Genomic DNA, 19075 nt, shown 5'->3' with positions numbered 1-19075 from the left:
ATGCACTGGGCGGGCGGGGGCCTATCAGCACGACTCAGAGCAGGAGCAGCGTTGACCAGCTACCGGCAGCCGGGCCTCGTCCTCACGGACCGCCACTTCACCGTCCCCCTCGACCACGCCGACCCGTCGGGGGAGCAGATCGGACTGTACGGCCGCGAGGTCGTGTCGAGCGCCCGGGCCGGGGCCGAGCTGCCCTGGCTGGTGTACCTGGAGGGCGGGCCCGGTTTCGGAGCGCGGCGCTTTCCCGGCAAGCAGGCCTGGCTGGGGCGCGCGGTGCAGGAGTTCCGGGTGCTGCTGCTCGACCAGCGCGGCACCGGGCTCTCCACCCCCGCCAACCGGCAGACCCTGCCCCTGCGCGGCGGGCCCGAGGAGCAGGCCCGCTACCTCGTGCACTTCCGCGCCGACAGCATCGTCCTCGACTGCGAAGCGGTGCGGCGGCAGCTGACCGGTGGAGCGCGCTGGACCGTGCTGGGGCAGAGCTTCGGCGGATTCTGCGCCACCCACTACCTCTCGACCGCGCCGGAAGGGCTGCGGACCGTCCTGATCACCGGTGGGCTGCCCTCGCTCGACGCCTGCGCCGAGGACGTGTACCGGGCCGCGTATCCCCGTATCCAGCGCAAGAACGAGGCCCACTACGCCCGCTACCCGCAGGATGCCGAACGCGCCCGGCGCATCGCCGAACACCTCGCCGAGCACCGGACCGTGCTCCCCGGCGGATATGTGCTCACACCCGAGGCGTTCCAGTCGCTGGGCATCCAGCTGGGCACCGGCGACGGCAGCCACCAGCTGCACTATCTGCTGGAGAACGCGTTCGTCCGCACGGCGGCCGGGGACGAACTCTCCGACACCTTCCAGGAAGGTGTCCTCGCAGCGCTGTCCTACGCCCGGCATCCTTTGTACGCCGTACTGCACGAGGCGATCTACGCCCAGGGCAAGGCGCCCACGTCCTGGGCGGCCGAGCGGGTCCGCGCCGAGTTCCCGCAGTTCGACCCGGCGAAGACACTGGCGGGGGACGGGCCGCTGCTGTTCACGGGAGAGTCCGTGCATCCCTGGCACTTCGAGACCGACCCCGCCCTGCGGCCACTGCGCGAGGCCGCCGAGATCCTCGCCGCCCGCACCGACTGGCCCGCGCTCTACGACGTGGAACGCCTCGCGGCCAATGACGTCCCGGTCGCCGCCGCCGTCTACCACGACGACATGTACGTCGACATCGAGCACTCCCTCGCGACGGCACGCACCATCCACGGACTGCGCACCTGGGTCACCGACGAGTACGAGCACGACGGCGTCCGCGCCTCCGGGCCCCGCGTCCTGGACCGGCTGCTGGCCCTGGTCCGCGACGAGGTGTAGGGACAAAGGGCAGGAGAGCCGCCGGACCCGCGGATACGCTGCCCGCATGACCGAACCTCAGCTCGAAGCGATGCCCGACGACTGGGAGCGCGCGCTTGCCGTCGTCGCCCACCCCGACGATCTCGAGTACGGCTGCGCCGCGGCCGTCGCCGGATGGACGGACCGCGGCAAGGACGTCGCCTACCTGCTCGCCAGCCGTGGCGAGGCCGGTATCGACAGCATCGAACCGGCCGTCTGCGCACCGCTGCGCGAACGGGAGCAGCGGGCGAGCGCGGCCGTCGTCGGGGTGTCCACCGTGGAGTTCCTCGACCACCGGGACGGAGTGATCGAGTACAGCACCGGGCTGCGCAGGGACATCGCCGCCGCGATCCGGCGGCACCGCCCCGAGCTGGTCATCACGCTCAACCACCGGGACACCTGGGGCTCCGCAGTCGGCGGCGCGTGGAACACACCGGACCACCGCGCCGTCGGCCGTGCCACTCTGGACGCGGTCGCCGACGCCGGCAACCGGTGGATCTTTCCCGAACTCCGCACCGAGCAGGGCCTCGAGCCGTGGGGCGGGGTGCGCTGGGTGGCGATCGCGGGCTCCGCGACGCCCACGCACGCGGTGGACGCGACCCCAGGGCTCGAGCGTTCGGTCCACTCCCTGCTGGAGCATCGCACCTACATCGAGGCGCTCACCGACAAACACCCCGAGGACTACTGCCGGGACTTCCTGTACGGCAACGCACGGGCGGCGGCCCAGCGCTTCGGCGGGCGGCCCGCCGTGACCTTCGAGCTCTTCAGCTTCGAGCAGTTCTGACGTACCGTCAGGAGCATGTGCGGGGGCGGGCGATGATCGACACACTGGACCGCCGAGCCGGGCGAACTCCTCGGCGATCGCCCTGCCGAGCCCCGATCCGCCCCCGGTGACCAGGACCGTCGCCCCGTCGTACGTCCCTGCGGGCAGCGCGCTCGCGCCGCGCGGCGGAGGGCCGGGCAGGCCGGGAAGCCCGCGCGGGCGGGACAGGGCGGGCTGCGTGACGCCGTCATCCGTCATGGCCGCATCGATACCGGCTGCCCGCGCAAACCTCCATGCCCGTGCGCCGATCGGCGGCGGCTAGTGCCGCGACAGGGCAAAGCTTGCCGGGAGGGGCACTAGGCCGTGTTTGAGAACTGGCGCCGTCCGCCCGTAGGGCGGGGCTCGCGGCGTCCGGTGCGTGCAATCGCAAGGCGGTGGGGGCACCTCCCAGCGGTAGCTGGGGGGAGATCATCCTCGTACTGGACGTACGTGGATGACTCCGACAACGCAGCGTGGGGGCACCTCCCGTGCCCGAAGGGCTACGGGGGAGTGCGTGTCAGGCGTCGCGTGTCAGGCGGGAGTTCTCAAACACGGCCTACTCCTCGGTGGGAAGCCCGATCCCGTGCAGACCGGGACGCCACCCGCACGGGGGTACGGACGCGGACACGGGCCACCGGGCCCGAGGCCGGATCGCCGGCCGGGGCGACCGGCATCCGGCTCGTCGCGTCGGTGCGGTCCGTCGCGTACGTCAGATGGTGCGTCGTATCGTGCCTTCGCCGGGTCGACGACCGCCCGCACCAGGCCGTCGGTCACCGGTCCCGGTGTCCGGGCCGGATGAGGATTCTTCCGGAGGCCACGCACTGGGTCCGGGTCGGTGCCGGTCACCCGAGGTCGCGGCGGCGCCCCTCGTCCGGCTCGTCACCCGACGTGAACGCGCGCACGAGCAGCACTCCGGCGACGATCAGGGCGATGCCCAGCCAGGCCGGTCCGGCGTCGAAGGCCAGCACGACGATGCCCACCGGCACGAGATAGCCGGCCGGCGGAGCGAGCAGCGCGCCCACCGAGGTCGGGCTGCCGGAAGCCGGGGCGCCGCCTGCGGCCCGCTCGCGTACGACGTCCGGATACCAGTCGGTGAAGCGCAGTGCGACGATGATCGCCCCGATCTGAATGATCCAGCTCGTCCAGATGTTGTCGGAGTTGCGGAGCACGATGTCGCCGTAGGCGCCCGCGATCGCCGCCACCAGGAAGGCGAGGCCCCACACGCCCGTGATCACGTAGTTGGTGTGCATGAAGGTGGATGTGTTCCAGTACTCGCGGGGCACCTGCTCGCGCGCGTACTGCACGGTGAAGGGCACCCGCAGGGCCATGGAGCCGAGGGCGATGACGGTCAGCGCGGTGTTGGAGACCTCGCCGGCGTACGTCTCCAGCCACTGGAGCGTGCCCGGTGAGGCCATCAGTCCGATGACGGCGAGGACCGCGAAGAAGACCACGTCCGCGACTTCGAGGATCTTCAGCGAGCTGTGCGGGCGCCGCAGCCGGCCGAGGATCACGAGGACGACGGCGATGGCGAGGGCGATGACGACGGAGAACTCGTACCGGCCGGGGCCGACCAGGACCGAGAACAGGATCCACGGGAGCATTCCCGTGATCGGGTTGTCGAGGAAGCCGGCGAGGCGATGCCCCACCGCGGTGTCAGCCATGGAGTTCATCACCACGCCCTTCCGGTGGCGGCCCACTGTCCAGCCTGCCCGCTGGGGTGTCGTCGCGCGACGTGTGGCCGCTCGCCGCCGGTGGGCCGGTACGGACACGGCCGAAGACTGGCTGAGCCGACTGTTCCCAGGAGGGCAAGCGACCGCTTAGTATGCGCTGGAGCAGTGGTACGCCCTACATCGCGGAGGCCCCGAAATGCAGGCATGGCGAGTGCACCGGAACGGCGAGCCGGGCGAGGTGATGCGTCTCGAAGAGGTCGACCGGCCGGAGCCGGGCGAGGGGCAGCTCCTGCTGAAGGTGCGTGCCGCGAACATCAACTTCCCCGACGCGCTCCTCTGCCGCGGCCAGTACCAGGTGACGCCGCCGCTGCCGTTCACCCCGGGCGTCGAGATCTGCGGGGAGACCGAGGACGGCCGCCGCGTCATCGCCACTCCCGCACTGCCGTACGGCGGTCTCGCCGAGTACGTCCTGGCCGACGCAGCCGCCGTACTGCCCGCGCCCGAGGCCCTCGACGACGCGGAGGCCGCCGCCCTGCACATCGGCTACCAGACCGCCGTCTTCGGACTCCACCGCCGGGCCGGGCTCAAGGAGGGTGAGACCCTGCTGGTCCACGCCGCCGCGGGCGGTGTCGGCAGCGCCGCCGTACAGATCGGCAAGGCCACCGGCGCGACCGTCATCGGCGTCGTGGGCGGGCCGGAGAAGGCCGCCGTGGCGCGCGAGCTGGGCTGCGACGTGGTCATCGACCGGCGCAGCGACGACATCGTCGCCGCCGTGAAGGAGGCCACCGGCGGGCGCGGTGCCGACGTCGTCTTCGACCCCGTGGGCGGGGACGCATACGCCAAGTCCGCCAAGTGCGTGGCCTTCGAGGGCCGCATCGTGATCGTGGGATTCGCGAGCGGCACCATCCCCAGCCCCGCGCTCAACCACGCGCTGGTGAAGAACTACTCGATCGTCGGCCTGCACTGGGGCCTCTACAACTACAAGGACCCGCAGTCAGTCCTGCGCTGCCACGAGACGCTGACCGACTACGCAGCCAAGGGCCTGATCAAGCCACTGATCAGCGAGCGGGTCGCGTTCAAGCACGCCGCGGGCGCCGTCCAGCGCGTCGCGGACGGCACCACGACCGGCCGGCTCGTCGTCCTCCCGGAAGGAGCCGTCGCATGACCGACGCCGCCGAACTGCGCGAGCGCACACGTACGTTGCTCGCCGAGTATCCGCCCGCCACCACCGCCCGCACCGACTTCCTGCGTGCCCGCTTCGACGCCGGGCTCGCCTGGGTCCACTACCCCACGGGCCTCGGCGGACTCGACGCCCCCCGTTCGCTCCAGGCCGTCGTCGACGCCGAACTGGAAGCCGCGGGCGCCCCCGACAACGACCCGCGCCGGATCGGCATCGGCCTCGGCATGGCCGCGCCCACGATCCTCGCCTACGGCACCGACGAGCAGAAGCAGCGCTTCCTGCGCCCGCTCTGGGTCGGCGAGGAGGTGTGGTGCCAGCTCTTCAGTGAGCCCGGTGCAGGCTCCGACCTGGCCGCCCTCGGCACCCGCGCGGTACGGGACGGCATTGACGGCGACTGGCTCGTCACCGGCCAGAAGGTGTGGACGTCCAGCGCGCACCTCGCCCGGTGGGCCATCCTCATCGCCCGTACCGACCCGGACGCTCCCAAGCACCGCGGCATCACCTACTTCCTCTGTGACATGACCGACCCCGGCGTCGAGGTCAGGCCGCTGCGCCAGATCACCGGCGAGGCCGAGTTCAACGAGGTCTTCCTCACCGGCGTGCGCATCCCCGACGCGCACCGCCTCGGCTCTGTCGGCGACGGCTGGAAGGTCGCCCAGACCACCCTCATGAACGAGCGCGTCTCCATCGGCGGAATGCGCCTGCCGCGCGAGGGCGGAATGATCGGCCCCGTCGCGCGGACCTGGCGCGACCGCCCCGAGCTGCGCACCCACGATCTGCACCAGCGCCTCCTGACCCTCTGGGTGGAGGCCGAGGTCGCCCGGCTCACCGGCGAGCGGCTGCGTCAGCAGCTCGTCGCGGGCCAGCCCGGACCCGAGGGCTCCGGGATGAAGCTCGCCTTCGCCCGCCTCAACCAGGAGATCAGCGGCCTCGAGGTCGAACTCCGCGGGGAGGAAGGTCTGTTGTACGACGACTGGACCATGCGCCGCCCCGAGCTGGTCGACTTCACCGGACGGGACGCCGGATACCGCTACCTGCGTTCCAAGGGCAATTCCATCGAGGGCGGCACGAGCGAAGTACTGCTCAACATCGTCGCCGAACGGGTGCTCGGACTGCCCGCCGAGCCGCGCAACGACAAGGACGTCGCCTGGAAGGACCTCGCGCGATGAGCACACAGCCCGACCTTCTCTACTCCGAGGCCGAGGACGACCTGAGGGCCGCCGTACGCTCCCTGCTCACCGACCGCGCCGACGCCGCAGGCCTGCTCGCCCGCATCGAGACCGGGAGCCCCGGCGATCCCGCGCTGTGGAAGTCCCTGGCCGCGGACATGGGCGCCGCGGGGCTCCTCGTACCCGAGAAGCTCGGCGGCCAGGGTGCCACCCACCGTGAGGCCGCGGTGGTGCTGGAGGAGCTCGGCCGGGGCGTCACCCCTGCGCCGTATCTCACCAGCTCCGTCATCGCCACCGAGGTGCTTCTCGCCCTCGACAGTGAGGCGGAGGACGTCGCCGGGCTGCTCGGGGACCTGGCGACCGGCCGTACCGTCGCGGTCCTCGCGTTCCCGCTCTCCGCCACCCCCGGCGCAGAGCTGCCCGAAGGGACCGTCACCGGTGTGGCCGACGCCGCGATCGCAGACGTCCTGCTCGTGGTGCGGCCGGACGGTCTCCACGCGGTGGAGCGCGGCGAAGCGGCCGTCACGCCGCAGACCGCGCTCGATCTGACCCGTCCGCTCGCCTCCGTCACCGCCGGGGAGAATGCCGGTACCCGGCTCGCCGACGCGGAGACGGCCCGGGCCGCCGTGCGCCGCGGGCTGCTCGCCGGGGCCGGGCTGCTGGCCTCGGAACAGTTGGGGCTCGCCGAGTGGTGTCTGGAGGAAACCGTCCGGTACACGCGCGAGCGGCACCAGTTCAACCGGCCCGTCGGCTCGTTCCAGGCGTTGAAGCACCGCATGGCGCAGCTGTGGCTGGAGGTCGTGAACGCCCGGGCAGCCGCCCGTAACGCGGCGGACGCGCTCGCCAAGGGAAGTGCCGAGGCACCGCTCGCGGTCTCCGTCGCGCAGGCCTACTGCTCCCGGGTCGCGGTGCACGCCGCCGAGGAGTGCGTCCAGCTGCACGCCGGTATCGGTATGACCTGGGAACACCCCGCGCACCTCTATCTGAAGCGTGCCAAGGCGGACGAGATCGCACTCGGAACGCCGGGCCGCCACAAGGAGTTGCTGGCGGACCTGGTCTCGCTGCCCGCCCCCTGATGACCCGGTAGGTCCTGTCCGGGCGACCCCGGACAGCCCTTAGGGGGCGCCGGGCCGCCCACCCCTGCCGGTGCCGAGCAGGGGCGGGGCCCATGACCGCCCGTACGACCCACGCGGCATGGCCGCCGCGGTGACGGCCCGACTCCGGCCGTCACCGCGGGGGCCTGCTCGCCTCCGACGGCGACATGCCTTCTCACGCCGGCCAATCCGCCTGAGGGACACGCTGGTTGATCGCCGGGTGACGGATGGCCGAACTCTTCCCCGCACCCTGCCCGGAGAGGGCGTGCGGCACGGATACTCGCCGTGTCCCGCACTCCCGTCCGTCCCGCAGAGCCCGGAGGCACCATGGTCCGCACCACCCGTCGCCGTGCCGTCACCACGATCGCAGCCGCCTTCGCCGGCGCCGTCGCCGCACCCTCCGTACCGGCCCAGGCCGCCGGGCGCAGCGGCAGAGTCCACCCGTTGCGCCGGGCGCACGCCCACAACGACTACCTCCACACCCGGCCCCTCCACGATGCCCTGGACCACGGCTTCACCAGCCTGGAGGCCGACATCTTCCTGGTCGACGGGGAGCTCCTCGTCGCCCACGAACCCGCCCAGCTCGACCCCACCCGCACCCTGCGTCGCCTCTATCTGGATCCGCTGCTGGAGCGGGTGAAGGCCAACCACGGCTCCGTGTACCGCGGTTACCACAGGCCGGTGCAGCTCCTCGTCGACATCAAGAACGACGGCGTGAACACCTATCTCGAACTCCACCGTCAACTGCGTGCGTACCGGCGGATGCTGAGCACCTACGCCCACGGCACCGTGCACCTCGGCGCCGTCACCCCGGTCGTCTCCGGGGACCGGGCCGCCCGGGGTCCCATGGAGGCGCAGTCCGTCCGCCACGCCTTCTACGACGGACGCCTCGACGACCTCGCCGCTCCCGCTCCCGCGCCCGCCTCCTTCATCCCGCTGATCTCCAGCAACTGGACACAGAGCTTCACCTGGCAGGGCGTCGGCCCGTTCCCCGACACCGAGCGGGCGCGGCTGGGCTCCATCGTCTCCACTGCCCACGCCCGTGGGCAGCGTGTCCGTTTCTGGGCCACTCCCGACGTACCGGGTGCCGCCCGCGACGCCGTGTGGACGGAGCTGCTCGCTGCCCGACTCGACCACATCAACACCGATGACCTCGCCGGCCTGCAACGATTCCTCCGCACCCACAACCGCTGGCCGCAGCGGTAACGGCCGGGGTCAACAACGGATCTGACGACCACCCGATCGGCGGACACGCCAGTCGGCCGTTCGGCGCCTCCACTCCGCCACACTGGCGCCCGAAGGCCGCATATCCCCATGCGGCGGAGGGAGGCCGGCCATGGCTGTTTCGATTTCGGTGGTGCTTCTGCTGCTCGTCCTTGCGGTGATCTTCCTCCGCAACGGCGGGCTGAAGCTCTCGCATGCGCTGGTGTGCGCCCTGCTCGGGTTCTTCCTGGCGGGCACGAGCATGGCGCCCACCATTCACGACGGTGTGTCCGCGACGGCGGAGGTGGTGGGCAAGCTCAAGCCCTGACCGCGGGCGCAGCCGCCGTCGCCGGCCCTTGACCGGCCGAAGGGCCGCAGACCGACCGGTAATCGAGATGACAGAACGATGCGTACGGAGGCAGACTCGCGTCGTGCGTGATCGTGTGGAAGCTCCTTCGGGCCTGGTGCTGCGCAAGTGGGCAGTGGGGGACGCCTTGTCCGTGACGACCGCGTTCGCGGATCCCCTCATGCGCGGGCAGGCGACCGAGCCCGTGGATTCGGTCCAGGCCGCCGAGCGGTGGATCGCGGAGCGTCGCGAGCAGTGGACCGCTGGGTCTGCGTTCGCCTTCGCCGTGGTCGACGGGGACGACACCGTGCTGGGACATGTGTCCGTCGGTGCGGTGAACCGGAGTCATTCCATCGGATGGGTGTCCTACTGGACGACGTCGACGGCCCGGGGGAGTGGCGTCGCCTCACGGGCCTGCCACGCTCTCGCCCGTTGGGCTTTCGACGACGCGGATCTCTTCCGGCTGGAGCTGGGACATCGCGTGAACAACCCCGCCTCATGCAGAGTCGCCCAAGCCGCGGGCTTCTCCGTGGAAGGACGGCAACGCCTGAAACTCGCCTACGACGGCGTGCGTTACGACGTCGAACTCCACGCTCGTCTGGCAACCGACGAGGAGCCTTAGCTGAGTTGAGCGCCCTGACGGTGTGGGTGTTGCGTACCCGTTCCGCCGGGCCGCATCCCCGTGCCCGAGGGCGCACGCATCCGGCGCCCCGCACTGCGGGCGACAACGCCCCGCTTCGGGCGTTCAATGGACGGTATGCATGCCGCGAAAGGCGTGCTTCTGCGCAGAGGCCGCTCACTCGCTGTGTCGGGCCTGGCCACTTTCGTGATCGCGGCGACGGCCCTGGCCTCGGGCGCCGCCGCGCCGGGCCCGTCGCCCAGCCCCACACCGCCGCCCTCGGAAAACGTCCCCGGGCCACCCCCGCCCCAGCCTCCGCCGCTGCTCACCCAGGCCGATGTGGACCGGGCCGTGGACCGGCTCGACGGCGTCGTGCAGAGCATGATGAAGCGCACCGGTGTGCCCGGCGCCGCGGTAGGTGTGGTGTACAAGGACCGGGTGGTGTATCTCAAGGGGTTCGGTAAGCGGCATGTCGGACGGCCCGAGGTCGTGGGCACCGACACCGTCTTCCAGCTCGCCTCGCTCTCGAAGCCGATCTCGTCCACCGTCCTCGCCGGCAACGTCGGCAAGGACGGCAAGAACGGCAAGGACGGAGTCGGCTGGGACGAACCGGTGGCCGGACACGTCTCCGGCTTCGCTCTCAAGGACCCCTGGGTGACCAGTCATGTCACCGTCACGGATCTGATGTCGCACCGCAGCGGACTGCCCGACCACGCCGGCGATCTGCTGGAGGACCTCGGCTACGACCAGGCGTACATCCTGAGCCATCTGCGGTACGAGCCGCTCGCCCCGTTCCGCGCCGACTACGCGTACACCAACTTCGGCTTCACCGCGGCCGCGGAGGCCGTCGCCCGCACCAAGGGCGTCAGCTGGGAGAAGCTCGGCGAGGACACGCTGTACGCGCCCGCGGGCATGGACTCCACCAGCTCCACGTTCGCCGACTACGAGGCGGCCAGGAACAAAGCCGTCACCCATGTGAGGACCGCCGACGGCACCTGGCAGGCGAAGTTCGTCCGGGACGCGGACGCCCAGGCACCCGCCGGCGGCGTCAGCTCCACCGCGAAGGACATGACGCGCTGGCTGCGGCTGCAGCTCGCCAACGGGAAGCTCGACGGACGGCAGATCATCGACGCCGAGAACCTCGCGCACACCCATCTGCCCGAGATCGTCTCCCAGCCGCCGCCCGACCCGGCCGGGCGCACCGGGTTCTACGGCCTGGGCTGGAACGTCGGTTACGACAACCAGGGCAGGCTCCGCCTCAGCCACTCCGGAGCCTTCGATCTCGGCGCCAACACCAACGTGACCATGCTGCCCGGCGAACAGCTCGGCATGATCGTCCTCACCAATGGCCAGCCCGTCGGCATGGCCGACTCCGTCGCCCTCGACTTCTTCGACACCGCCCAGTACGGCAAGCCCACCACCGACTGGCTGCCCTTCGTCGCCGCGGTCTACGAGCAGGAGGAAGACGCCGGCAGGTCTCCGACGGACTACGCCGCTCCGCCTGCCGACGCGAAGGCCGCCCGAGCCGACAGCGCCTACACCGGGATGTACGACAACGTCTACTACGGAAAGGCCGTCGTCACGACGGACCAGGACGGGCTCGTCCTCGAACTCGGGCCGGAGCCGAAGCGGTTCCGCCTGAACCATTACGCAGGCGACACCTTCAGCTTTGCGACCACCGGCGAGAACGCGGTCGGACCGACCGGCGTCACCTTCGTGTTCGACGGCGCGGGCGCCGCCCGCAAGCTCCGCATCGAGTATCTCGACGAGACCGGCCTCGGCACCTTCACCCGCCCCTGAACCGGGGCGGGTTGTCGGGGCGTCTTCAACGGCATCGTCGCCGTCCGCGACACCGGCCGGGACCGGTAGACCGGCAGGACCGGGAGGACCCGGGACAAGCAGGACCGGTGCAAGCGGGCCGGGACAAGCAGGACCGGCGGGGAGCAGGACGTGCGGATGCCCGGGACCATTCAGTGCGGCCCCGGGCATCCGCCCCGCACGTCAGGCGATCTTCGGCATCTCGCCCTCGGTCGTCGTGACATCGATGACGGCGAACGCCGCGCCCTGCGGGTCGACCACCGCCGCGAACCGGCCGAAGGGGCTGCCCATCGGCCCGAACACCACCTTTCCGCCCAGCTTCCGGGCGGTCGCGACCGCAGCATCGCAGTCCGGGACGGTGAAGTAGACCTGGATGTACGAGGGGACCTCCGGAGGGAAGTCCTCCGCGGTCATCTTCATCCGGCCGAGGACGGGGTCCGCGCCGAGGTCGAAGAGCTTGAAGTCGAGGTTCTCGTCCTCGATCTTCTTCACGTTGTAGCCGAAGACCGCGGGGAAGAAAGTGTCGGACTTGTCGGGCTCACGCGTGAAGACCTCCGCCCAGCAGAAGGCGCCGGGCACGTTCGTCGCCTCGAATCCCTCGTGCGTGCCGGGCTGCCAGACGCCGAACGTGACACCGGTCGGGTCCTGGGCGATGCACATCGACCCGAAGTCGCCGACCGCCATGGGCTCCATGAGGACGGTGCCGCCGTTCTGCCGGATCTTCTCGGCGGTCGTGGCGGCATCCGGAGACGCCAGATAGAGACACCACTGCGACTGTCCCTCCTGGCCGGGCATGGGCGGGACGACGGCGGCCACGGCCTTGTCGTCCGCGTACGCCTGCGTGTAGTTGCCGTACTCCGACGAGGCCTCGCCGAACGTCCAGCCCAGGACTTCGGCGTAGAAGGTCTTCGCGCCCTCCACGTCGGAGAACATCGCGTCGGCCCAGATCGGCGTGCCTTCGGGTGCTGCAGCCATGACGGTGACTCTCTCTTCAGTGCGGAATTGCGGAATTGCGAACTTGCGGGTTCGAGGACTTGTGGGATCGCGAACTTGCGGGACACAGGGATGCTGGACGGACTTCCGGACGGGTCCATGGACCCGTCCATGGACGGATCTCTGGAGGGATCTCTGGAGGGATGTTCTGTCCGGACCCGGCGGACGGTCCTGTGAGCCACGCTAGCCAGCGAGACCCGGTCCCGCGCGGTGACGCCACATATCAGGCCCGGGAGAAAATCCCGATGCCGTTCGGCACCGGGCGCTCCGCCCCGCCACTCGGATGGTTACGTACCGTGACCGAAGTGGCTCCGGGGGCCCGTGCCACCAGCGTCGACGAGCCGCCGCCGTCGAGGCTGAACGCGTCGGCGGACCCGGCCTCCGCCATCACCGACGCCAGTTCCGCGATCGTCAGCCCGGTACGGAACTGCGCGTCGCCGTCCAGCGCGAGCAGCAGCAGCGTCCGCCCGTTGTCCGTGACCCCGCCCGCCGAGCGCACCGCCGACGTGACGCCGTCAAGACCGGGCAGCGGCGCCCCGTCGCGCAGCACCGGATAACCGCCCACCGCGAAGCGGTACGGAATTCCGGAGCGCGCCTCGACCAGCCGGTGCCGGATGGTCACGACGTCGCCGACGTGGAGAGCGCGCAGCGCGGCTGCCCCGGCCTCCCGGCCGACCAGCACTTCGGTGTCCGCGGCGATCGCGCCGCGCCCCGGCGTCGCGGCCACCGCCGTCACCAGCCCGCGCCGCACCATCACCTCATAGGTCTCCGTACTGCAAGGGGCCGCCCGGTCGGTGTCCGTACCGCACGTCGCACGGAGCCGGGAGACCGGGCCCCAATCAGATGTGAACGCCCCGATCGCGCCGACCGGCAGCGCGTACTGGTTCAGCCCGCGCAGTGCGAATCGCCCCGTGGGAGTGAACACACTGCCGTCCAGGGCCAGTCGGCCGAGTCGTGCCCTCCTGTCGCTGCCGACGCCCAGCACCTCTCGGGTCGACGTGCCCGGCGGCAGGGCAGGACCGAAACGCTGCCCGTCGGGGACGGCCGCCTTCAGATCCCGGCCGTCCGCGATCGCGGGCCCGACCGGGGCGCCCGTCGCCTCGACACCGGGATGCTGCGTCTCCGTGATGTTGAAGAAGTCGCCGTTCACAGCACCGACCGCGCCTTCGCGGTCGGCGAGCAAGGACAGCGCCGCCCGGGCGCCCACTGCGCCCGGATACAGCAGACCGACCGAGACGTCGGGATCGAGCAGGTCCACCGACAGCAGATGGGCATGTGCCGTGCCCTGCGAGGCCGTGATGTCGAACTGCCGGTACCGCACGCCCGCCGCGAGCCGCACCCAGGCCGGCGCCGCGGTCGCCGGAGCCCCTGCCGCGAGCCCGGTGACAGTCAGGGCGCACCAGGCCAGAACAATGCTGAGCACCGTACGGATCCGAGCATGACTTTTCGTCACATCGCCCCCAGACGTCCGGTCAACTCTCCCAATCCATCGGATAGTTGACCAGACGTGGGAGGCTAGGAGCCGACGAGCCGGGAACGGATCAGGAAACGCAGCCCTTCGGGCGCCTCCAGCGAGAATCCACTACCACGGCCCTCGACGACGTCGACGATAAGGCGCGTATGCCGCCACGCCTCGTACTGGCTCGCCGACATCCAGAAAGACACCGGTTCGGTCACTCCTTCGACGGACAACTGCGCCAGCAGCACATCCGAACCGCCGGTACGGAACTCGCCCTCCGGGTAGCACATCGGTGCGCTGCCGTCGCAACAGCCGCCCGACTGATGGAACATCAGGGGCCCGTGGAGGGCCCGCAGTCGCCGCACCAGCTCGGCGGCGGCGGGGGTCAGCTGAACCAACGGAGCCTCGGTGGAAGTCATCAGGAGAATCCGAGCTTCCGCGGCAAGCAGCTCACCGGCAGCTTCTTCGTCCCGTATTCGGGCATGTTCTCCGCCCCTCTCCCAACCCGCCAGAACGGATGCGGTCGCCGCCGTTGAGGCAGCGACTCAGTCAGCCATGTGCGAGGTTGCGAGAAGGTTGCATGAACGCGTCGGCCCGCCCTTGGCCGAACCCGGTTTCCGGATCCCGCGCCATGAGCGCCCGGCCTCAGCAGAAGGCGCCTGACGGGCATCAGCCCAGGTCAGGCGCCTTCGAGCCGCGGCTTCCGCGGCGAGGGCGTGACGGTCCCACCCTCGTTCCCCCCGCCGTCGTCACGACACAGCGGGATCGAGCACGACGGGCAGCTCCGCGAGGCCACGGAACGCCGGGAACGGAACCGCCATCCAGTTCGCCTCACCCTCCGGGTCGGCCAGAGCCATGCTCGGGAAACGGCTGAACAGACTGGTGAGCGCGAGTTGCATCTCCAGCCTGGCCAGAGGAGCGCCCAGGCAGTAATGGCTGCCGTGACCGAACCCCAGATGGGCATTCTGCGCGTTCCCCGGTCGCGTCACATCGAACTCGTCCGGGGAGTCGAACTTCAGGGGATCGCGATTGGCCGAACTGAGCGCGATCTGGACGAGAGCGCCCTTCGGGATCCGCGTCCCGCTGAACTCCACGTCCTCGGTCGCGTAGCGGAACGTCGAGCTCTCCACGGAGCCGTCGTACCGGATCAGCTCCTCCACCGCCGGACCGACCAGCTCCGGGTTCTCCTGCACGGCGCGCAGCTGTGCGGGATTGGCCAGGAAGTGGTAGACGGCATTGCCGATGAGGTACGCGGTCGTCTTGTGACCCGCGAACATCAGCAGAAACGCTGTCGAGACCAGCTCGTTCCCGGTGAGCCCGCCGTCCGTGTCCTGGGCTGCGGTGAGCGCGCTGAGCAGGTCGTCACCCGGACGGCTGCGCTTGCGCGCGATGAGATCCGTGAAGTACGCGTGCAGGTCCTCCTCCGCCTTCTGCTGAGCCCGCTTGGACTCCTCGCTGAAACCGGTCTGCGCCACCGTGGTGGACAGTTGGTGCATGTGCGAGCGCTCCTGTGGCGGTACGCCGAGCAGTTCGCAGATCACGGTGATCGGCAGCGGGAACGCGAACGCGGGCAGCAGGTCGAACGGTTCCCGGGTCGGGCATGCGTCGAGGAGCTTGTCGACGATGTCCTGGATCTGCGGCCGCAGGGCTTCCACTCGGCGCGGGGTGAACTCGGAGTTGACGAGTTTGCGCAGCCGGGTGTGCTTCGGCGGGTCGGAGTTGAGCATGTTGTCGTCCAGCGCCACCGACGAGTCACCGAAGATCCTCCGGTAGGCGTCCATGGCCCCGTACATGTCCTTGCTCAACCGCGGATCCGACAGGGCGGCCCGTGCGTCCTCGTACCGTGTGATCAGGTACGTGTCATTGCCGTGCGGCGGCTTCATCGGGCAGACGGGTGCCGTGTCCCGGAGGCGGGCGTAGACCGGGTGCGGGTTCCGCCGGAACTCGGGGGTACACCGCTCGGCTGCGGCGGCGGGGTCTTGCATGGTGGTCACGGACGACTCCTGAAGTCGAAGAGGGCCTCGGCATTGCCGCCGAGGATGAGCTGTTGGGACGCCTTGTCCACCGGCAGCTTCTCGATCATGCGGATGAAGTCCTCCAGCGGCGCCGCCATCGGCGGTGAGTCGGTGCCGAACAGCATCCGTTCGGGCCCCAGGACCTCGGCATTGAGGCTCAGGTGTGCCGGGCTGAACGGGCTGGTGTCGACGTACATGCGCCGGAGCGCCGCGGCCGGGTCGGCCGCCGGCGGGTTCTCCGCCTGCGGGGCAGAGGGCGGCGCCCCCTGCGGGGCGGAGGATGGTGCCCCCTGCGGGGCGGAGGGCGGCGCCCCCCCGCCCCAGTGCCGGGGGCGCGCCGCCGTCTGCAGGCGCTCCGGCAGCAGCGCCATCGCGCCGCCGCCGGTCGCACCGATCAGTCGCAGACCGGGATACTTGTCCAGCCATCCCGCGAACGCGATCATGGCCATGCCCATCGTGACGTCGCCGAACCGGCCGATCTGCTCGACGAATCCGATGCTGTCGACCCGCTCCGTGCCGATCGGTTCGGCCGGGGCGTGCACCAGGACCGGCACCCCCGCCTCCGCGGCCAGCGCGAAGAAGGAGTCCGCCCGCGGCGAGCCGAGCAGCTCGCCGTGGACACTGGACGTGGTGATCAGGCCGACGAAGGCGGGGTCCGCCAGGGTCTCCCTGACTCCTTCCAGGTGATCCTCGTCGCCGAACGGGTTGGCGTACACGTACCCGCGCAACTGGTCCGGGAACTTGGTGATCAGGCCTGACATCCAGGCGTGGAAGCTGCGCAGCCGGTCTCGTGGTTGTGCGTAGTTGTCGACGCCCGGGACCCGCGCCATCGCTCCGGCGCCGACCGGGCTGCCGATGATGGTGAGGTCGATCCCGGCCTGAGCGCGAGCGGCGAGCATGCCGTCGACGTCGGTCAGGCTGGGGGGCATGGGGAAGCGTTTGGCCGCCTCCGGTGGGGACAGGTGCCCGTGGATGTCGATGATCATGTGTCGGTTCCCGGGGTCGGTGAGAGTGCACGGGTGACCGCGGCGCAGTCCTCGTCGCCGAGCCCTTGCTCGGTGGCGCGGACATGGGTCTCGGCTGCTGCGGCTGCGAGGGGCAGGCGCAGGCCGGCTGCCGCTGCCTGCTTCGTAGCGAGCATGAGGTCTTTGGCCATCAGCCGCAGCCGGAAGTCCGGCTCGTCGAACCGCCCGGATGCCAAGCGCCTCGACTTGAACGCCATGACCGGCGAGGCGAAGCCGCTGCCCGCGATCGTCCTGAGAACCAGCTGCCGGTCGAGTCCTGTGGCGGCCGCCAGTTCGGTGGCCTCGGCCAGCGCCTGCACCTCTATCCCCATCAGCAGGTTGAGGAGCAGCTTCATCCGCATGCCGGAACCGAGTGCGCCCAGATGGACGACTTCCTTGCCCAGCATCTCCAGCAGCGGCCGGCCCGCGGTGAAGACCCGCTCCTCGCCGCCGACGAACAGCCGCAGCTCGCCGTCGCGGGCGTGTTCACGGTTGCCGAGCATGCCGACGTCCAGAACCGACGGCACGCTTCCGGCGATGCTGACGACCTCTTCGGGGGCGACGGTGCTGGCGCAGATCAGGGCGCCGGGGTAGGCACCTCTGGCCAGTACTCCGTCCGGTCCGCGGAGCACGGTGCCGAGGGCTTCGCCGTCGGCGACGGTGCAGATGGCGGCGCTCGTGCTCTCGACGGCATCGGCCGGGTGGGCCGCGGCGAAGGCGCCCGCCCTGGCGAGCGGCTCGGCCCGCTCGGAGGTGCGGTTCCAGACCCGCACCTGTATGCCTTGATCGAGGAGGCGAGTCGCCAGGCCGGTGCCCATCCTGCCGAGACCGAGGACGGCCACAGGGCCGTCTGTGGTGCGCGTCATGACGTCTCCTTCGTGGTCTCCTTGACGACCCGGAACCGCAGGGACTGCGTCGAGTCGACCCACTCGCGGAGCGGGGCCACCAGTGCGCGGTGGTCCTCGCTCTGCTGCCAGGCGAAGAAGTGCTCGGGCGTCTCCCACTCGCTGGTGATCACCCACTGGCGGGAGTCGTCAACGGGCTCTCCCAGCCTCTCGACGATGTGACCGGGGGTTCCGGCGACGGACTTCCTGATCCGGTCGTACAGGTCCAGAAACCCTTGCTCGCCGCCCTCGATCACACGGACCGCGAAAACCACGGACAGCTTGTCGGCCGAACGGCCCTTCTGCTTGGTGCCCATGTCTCCTCCTGATGGTGAGATCCGGCAGGACACGTTCTCTAAGGACTCATGGCCCCCGTGACCACGCAACTCCAATGGGTGCACGGCCCAAGGGGGACAAGGGCTTTCGCGTGCTGGTTAGCCCGTACGAGTGAGCGTTCAAGGGCGCCTCGTCGAGGCGGTCCTGGGCGCTTCGCGTCACACGAACGGCGCTCTGCTTGCTCCTTGACGACCGGTCGCGGCGACGCTGCTGCGACGCACTCGTTCCGGTGAATGTGCGCGAGGCGCCGTGAAGCGCGTTGCGGTCGGCTCTCGCCTTCGCCGGCAGCGCCCTGTCAGCGGCCCGTGCGCTCCAGAAGGCCGGGCAGGTCGGCGAAGGAATCCAGGACGTGGTGCGGTGTGCCGGACGCCGCCCGGTGCGTCTCGGGCTGGTACTTGCCGGTCCTGACGAGAACGCCGGTGAGCCCGTGGCGCTGGGCGGCGAGGACGTCGGACTCGATGTCGTCGCCCACCATGAGCGTCTCCGAGGCATCGGCGCCGAGATGGGCCAGGGCGGTGGCGAAGAACGGTGCGGCGGGTTTGCCGATGACCTCGGCCTCGACGCGGGCCGCCCGCTCGAGGCCCAGCAGGAAGGCGCCGGTGTCGAGCTGAAGCCCCGCCTCCGTACGCCAGTACAGATTGCGGTGCATGGCCACCAGGCGAGCGCCTCGCTGGAGGTGGGCGAACGCGCGATTGAGTGCCTCGTATCCGAACTCCGGGCCCGCGCCTCCGACGACGATCACATCCGGAACGGCATCGTCGTCGGGGTCCGTCAGGACGACACCCTGAAGGTCCTCACGGATGTCGCCGCTGTTGAGCAGCAGGCACCTCGCCCCGGGAAAGTGTTCGGCGAGGTAGGCGGCGGTCACAGCGGGGGCGGTGAAGATGTCGTCCGCGGTGACCGGGAATCCGGCCTCGGCCAGCGCCGTCGCGATGGAGGCCCGCGTACGGGAGGTGGTGTTGGTGAGCAGCGCCAGCGGAACGCCCTGCTCCCGAAGTCGCTCCAGCGCCCCGACCGCACCGGGCAGCGGCTTCCAGGACACCGTGAGAACACCGTCGATATCGATCAGGACAGCGCCGACCCGTTGCATGAGGTGACCGTACCGAGGGATCAGA

Annotated in this window: 18 protein-coding genes and 1 pseudogene; 9 read left to right on the top strand and 10 right to left on the bottom strand. The window is 70.5% G+C overall.

The annotated features are described in order from the left end of the window. Window positions 1-51 precede the first annotated feature (51 nt). Window positions 52-1350, top strand: a complete 1299-nt coding sequence (locus tag ACZ6ZQ_RS07300) for an alpha/beta fold hydrolase (RefSeq protein WP_469767581.1) — start codon at window positions 52-54, stop codon at window positions 1348-1350. A 46-nt stretch (window positions 1351-1396) separates the two neighbouring features. Continuing rightward, the gene (locus tag ACZ6ZQ_RS07295) at window positions 1397-2152 is read left to right on the top strand and encodes a PIG-L deacetylase family protein (RefSeq protein WP_469767580.1); all 756 of its coding nucleotides are present in this window, start codon (window positions 1397-1399) and stop codon (window positions 2150-2152) included. A gap of 574 nt (window positions 2153-2726) precedes the next feature. On the opposite strand, the pseudogene ACZ6ZQ_RS07290 reads toward ACZ6ZQ_RS07295, so the two are convergent. Both ACZ6ZQ_RS07290 and ACZ6ZQ_RS07285 read right to left on the bottom strand, forming a co-directional pair. Then, a pseudogene (locus ACZ6ZQ_RS07290) lies at window positions 2727-2883 on the bottom strand (carotenoid oxygenase family protein); the annotation flags it as partial. A gap of 129 nt (window positions 2884-3012) precedes the next feature. Beyond that, window positions 3013-3831: a hypothetical protein gene (locus ACZ6ZQ_RS07285; protein WP_469767579.1), complete on the bottom strand. Its 819-nt coding sequence runs from the start codon at window positions 3829-3831 to the stop codon at window positions 3013-3015. A gap of 205 nt (window positions 3832-4036) precedes the next feature. Here ACZ6ZQ_RS07285 and ACZ6ZQ_RS07280 point away from each other — a divergent pair, with 205 nt between their 5' ends. From ACZ6ZQ_RS07280 to ACZ6ZQ_RS07250, 7 genes are all read left to right on the top strand, one after another. Then, window positions 4037-5005: an NADPH:quinone oxidoreductase family protein gene (locus ACZ6ZQ_RS07280; protein ID WP_469767578.1), complete on the top strand. Its 969-nt coding sequence runs from the start codon at window positions 4037-4039 to the stop codon at window positions 5003-5005. After that, complete coding sequence (locus ACZ6ZQ_RS07275; RefSeq protein WP_469767577.1) at window positions 5002-6189, top strand: acyl-CoA dehydrogenase family protein; 1188 nt, start codon at window positions 5002-5004, stop codon at window positions 6187-6189. Before ACZ6ZQ_RS07280 ends, ACZ6ZQ_RS07275 begins: the two co-directional genes overlap by 4 nt. Continuing rightward, complete coding sequence (locus tag ACZ6ZQ_RS07270) at window positions 6186-7265, top strand: acyl-CoA dehydrogenase family protein (protein WP_469767576.1); 1080 nt, start codon at window positions 6186-6188, stop codon at window positions 7263-7265. Before ACZ6ZQ_RS07275 ends, ACZ6ZQ_RS07270 begins: the two co-directional genes overlap by 4 nt. Window positions 7266-7610: 345 nt before the next feature. Continuing rightward, window positions 7611-8489, top strand: a complete 879-nt coding sequence (locus ACZ6ZQ_RS07265) for a phosphatidylinositol-specific phospholipase C/glycerophosphodiester phosphodiesterase family protein (RefSeq protein WP_469767657.1) — start codon at window positions 7611-7613, stop codon at window positions 8487-8489. A 130-nt stretch (window positions 8490-8619) separates the two neighbouring features. Continuing rightward, window positions 8620-8814 (top strand): hypothetical protein, encoded by a 195-nt coding sequence (locus ACZ6ZQ_RS07260; RefSeq protein ID WP_453668039.1) that lies wholly within the window; start codon window positions 8620-8622, stop codon window positions 8812-8814. A 103-nt stretch (window positions 8815-8917) separates the two neighbouring features. Next, a complete protein-coding gene (locus tag ACZ6ZQ_RS07255; RefSeq protein WP_469767575.1) occupies window positions 8918-9454 on the top strand; it encodes a GNAT family N-acetyltransferase in 537 nt (178 codons plus the stop codon). 135 nt (window positions 9455-9589) lie between these two features. Next, complete coding sequence (locus ACZ6ZQ_RS07250) at window positions 9590-11251, top strand: serine hydrolase (protein WP_469767574.1); 1662 nt, start codon at window positions 9590-9592, stop codon at window positions 11249-11251. Between the two features lie 201 nt (window positions 11252-11452). Here the strand turns inward: ACZ6ZQ_RS07250 and ACZ6ZQ_RS07245 are convergent, their stop codons facing one another. The 8 genes from ACZ6ZQ_RS07245 to ACZ6ZQ_RS07210 form a co-directional block, all read right to left on the bottom strand. Further along, the gene (locus ACZ6ZQ_RS07245) at window positions 11453-12244 is read right to left on the bottom strand and encodes a VOC family protein (RefSeq protein WP_469767573.1); all 792 of its coding nucleotides are present in this window, start codon (window positions 12242-12244) and stop codon (window positions 11453-11455) included. Between the two features lie 241 nt (window positions 12245-12485). Continuing rightward, window positions 12486-13685, bottom strand: a complete 1200-nt coding sequence (locus tag ACZ6ZQ_RS07240) for a phosphodiester glycosidase family protein (protein WP_469767572.1) — start codon at window positions 13683-13685, stop codon at window positions 12486-12488. 92 nt (window positions 13686-13777) lie between these two features. Further along, window positions 13778-14140, bottom strand: coding sequence for a DUF779 domain-containing protein (locus ACZ6ZQ_RS07235; protein ID WP_469767571.1), 363 nt, complete (start codon window positions 14138-14140; stop codon window positions 13778-13780). A 330-nt stretch (window positions 14141-14470) separates the two neighbouring features. Continuing rightward, on the bottom strand, window positions 14471-15706 hold the full coding sequence (locus ACZ6ZQ_RS07230; protein WP_469767656.1) for a cytochrome P450 family protein: 1236 nt from the start codon (window positions 15704-15706) through the stop codon (window positions 14471-14473). Window positions 15707-15711: 5 nt separating this feature from the next. Beyond that, on the bottom strand, window positions 15712-16722 hold the full coding sequence (locus tag ACZ6ZQ_RS07225) for an amidohydrolase family protein (protein WP_469767570.1): 1011 nt from the start codon (window positions 16720-16722) through the stop codon (window positions 15712-15714). After that, window positions 16719-17606 (bottom strand): NAD(P)-dependent oxidoreductase, encoded by an 888-nt coding sequence (locus ACZ6ZQ_RS07220; protein ID WP_469767569.1) that lies wholly within the window; start codon window positions 17604-17606, stop codon window positions 16719-16721. Before ACZ6ZQ_RS07220 ends, ACZ6ZQ_RS07225 begins: the two co-directional genes overlap by 4 nt. After that, a complete protein-coding gene (locus ACZ6ZQ_RS07215; RefSeq protein ID WP_469767568.1) occupies window positions 17603-17941 on the bottom strand; it encodes an antibiotic biosynthesis monooxygenase family protein in 339 nt (112 codons plus the stop codon). The genes ACZ6ZQ_RS07220 and ACZ6ZQ_RS07215 overlap by 4 nt, the downstream gene beginning before the upstream one ends. Before the next feature lie 314 nt (window positions 17942-18255). Continuing rightward, window positions 18256-19050, bottom strand: a complete 795-nt coding sequence (locus tag ACZ6ZQ_RS07210; RefSeq protein WP_469767567.1) for an HAD-IIA family hydrolase — start codon at window positions 19048-19050, stop codon at window positions 18256-18258. Window positions 19051-19075: the final 25 nt, after the last annotated feature.

It is taken from the genome of Streptomyces sp. NPDC053673 (genome assembly GCF_055585225.1).
This window is presented reverse-complemented; position numbering and strand designations above follow the sequence as displayed.

Coding starts and splice junctions, on each gene's coding strand:
- ACZ6ZQ_RS07295 (WP_469767580.1), top strand. CDS start 1,397: ATGACCGAACCTCAGCTCGAAGCGATGCCCGACGACTGGGAGCGCGCG.
- ACZ6ZQ_RS07285 (WP_469767579.1), bottom strand. CDS start 3,831: ATGGCTGACACCGCGGTGGGGCATCGCCTCGCCGGCTTCCTCGACAAC.
- ACZ6ZQ_RS07280 (WP_469767578.1), top strand. CDS start 4,037: ATGCAGGCATGGCGAGTGCACCGGAACGGCGAGCCGGGCGAGGTGATG.
- ACZ6ZQ_RS07275 (WP_469767577.1), top strand. CDS start 5,002: ATGACCGACGCCGCCGAACTGCGCGAGCGCACACGTACGTTGCTCGCC.
- ACZ6ZQ_RS07270 (WP_469767576.1), top strand. CDS start 6,186: ATGAGCACACAGCCCGACCTTCTCTACTCCGAGGCCGAGGACGACCTG.
- ACZ6ZQ_RS07265 (WP_469767657.1), top strand. CDS start 7,611: ATGGTCCGCACCACCCGTCGCCGTGCCGTCACCACGATCGCAGCCGCC.
- ACZ6ZQ_RS07260 (WP_453668039.1), top strand. CDS start 8,620: ATGGCTGTTTCGATTTCGGTGGTGCTTCTGCTGCTCGTCCTTGCGGTG.
- ACZ6ZQ_RS07250 (WP_469767574.1), top strand. CDS start 9,590: ATGCATGCCGCGAAAGGCGTGCTTCTGCGCAGAGGCCGCTCACTCGCT.
- ACZ6ZQ_RS07245 (WP_469767573.1), bottom strand. CDS start 12,244: ATGGCTGCAGCACCCGAAGGCACGCCGATCTGGGCCGACGCGATGTTC.
- ACZ6ZQ_RS07235 (WP_469767571.1), bottom strand. CDS start 14,140: ATGACTTCCACCGAGGCTCCGTTGGTTCAGCTGACCCCCGCCGCCGCC.
- ACZ6ZQ_RS07230 (WP_469767656.1), bottom strand. CDS start 15,706: ATGCAAGACCCCGCCGCCGCAGCCGAGCGGTGTACCCCCGAGTTCCGG.
- ACZ6ZQ_RS07225 (WP_469767570.1), bottom strand. CDS start 16,722: ATGATCATCGACATCCACGGGCACCTGTCCCCACCGGAGGCGGCCAAA.
- ACZ6ZQ_RS07220 (WP_469767569.1), bottom strand. CDS start 17,606: ATGACGCGCACCACAGACGGCCCTGTGGCCGTCCTCGGTCTCGGCAGG.
- ACZ6ZQ_RS07215 (WP_469767568.1), bottom strand. CDS start 17,941: ATGGGCACCAAGCAGAAGGGCCGTTCGGCCGACAAGCTGTCCGTGGTT.
- ACZ6ZQ_RS07210 (WP_469767567.1), bottom strand. CDS start 19,050: ATGCAACGGGTCGGCGCTGTCCTGATCGATATCGACGGTGTTCTCACG.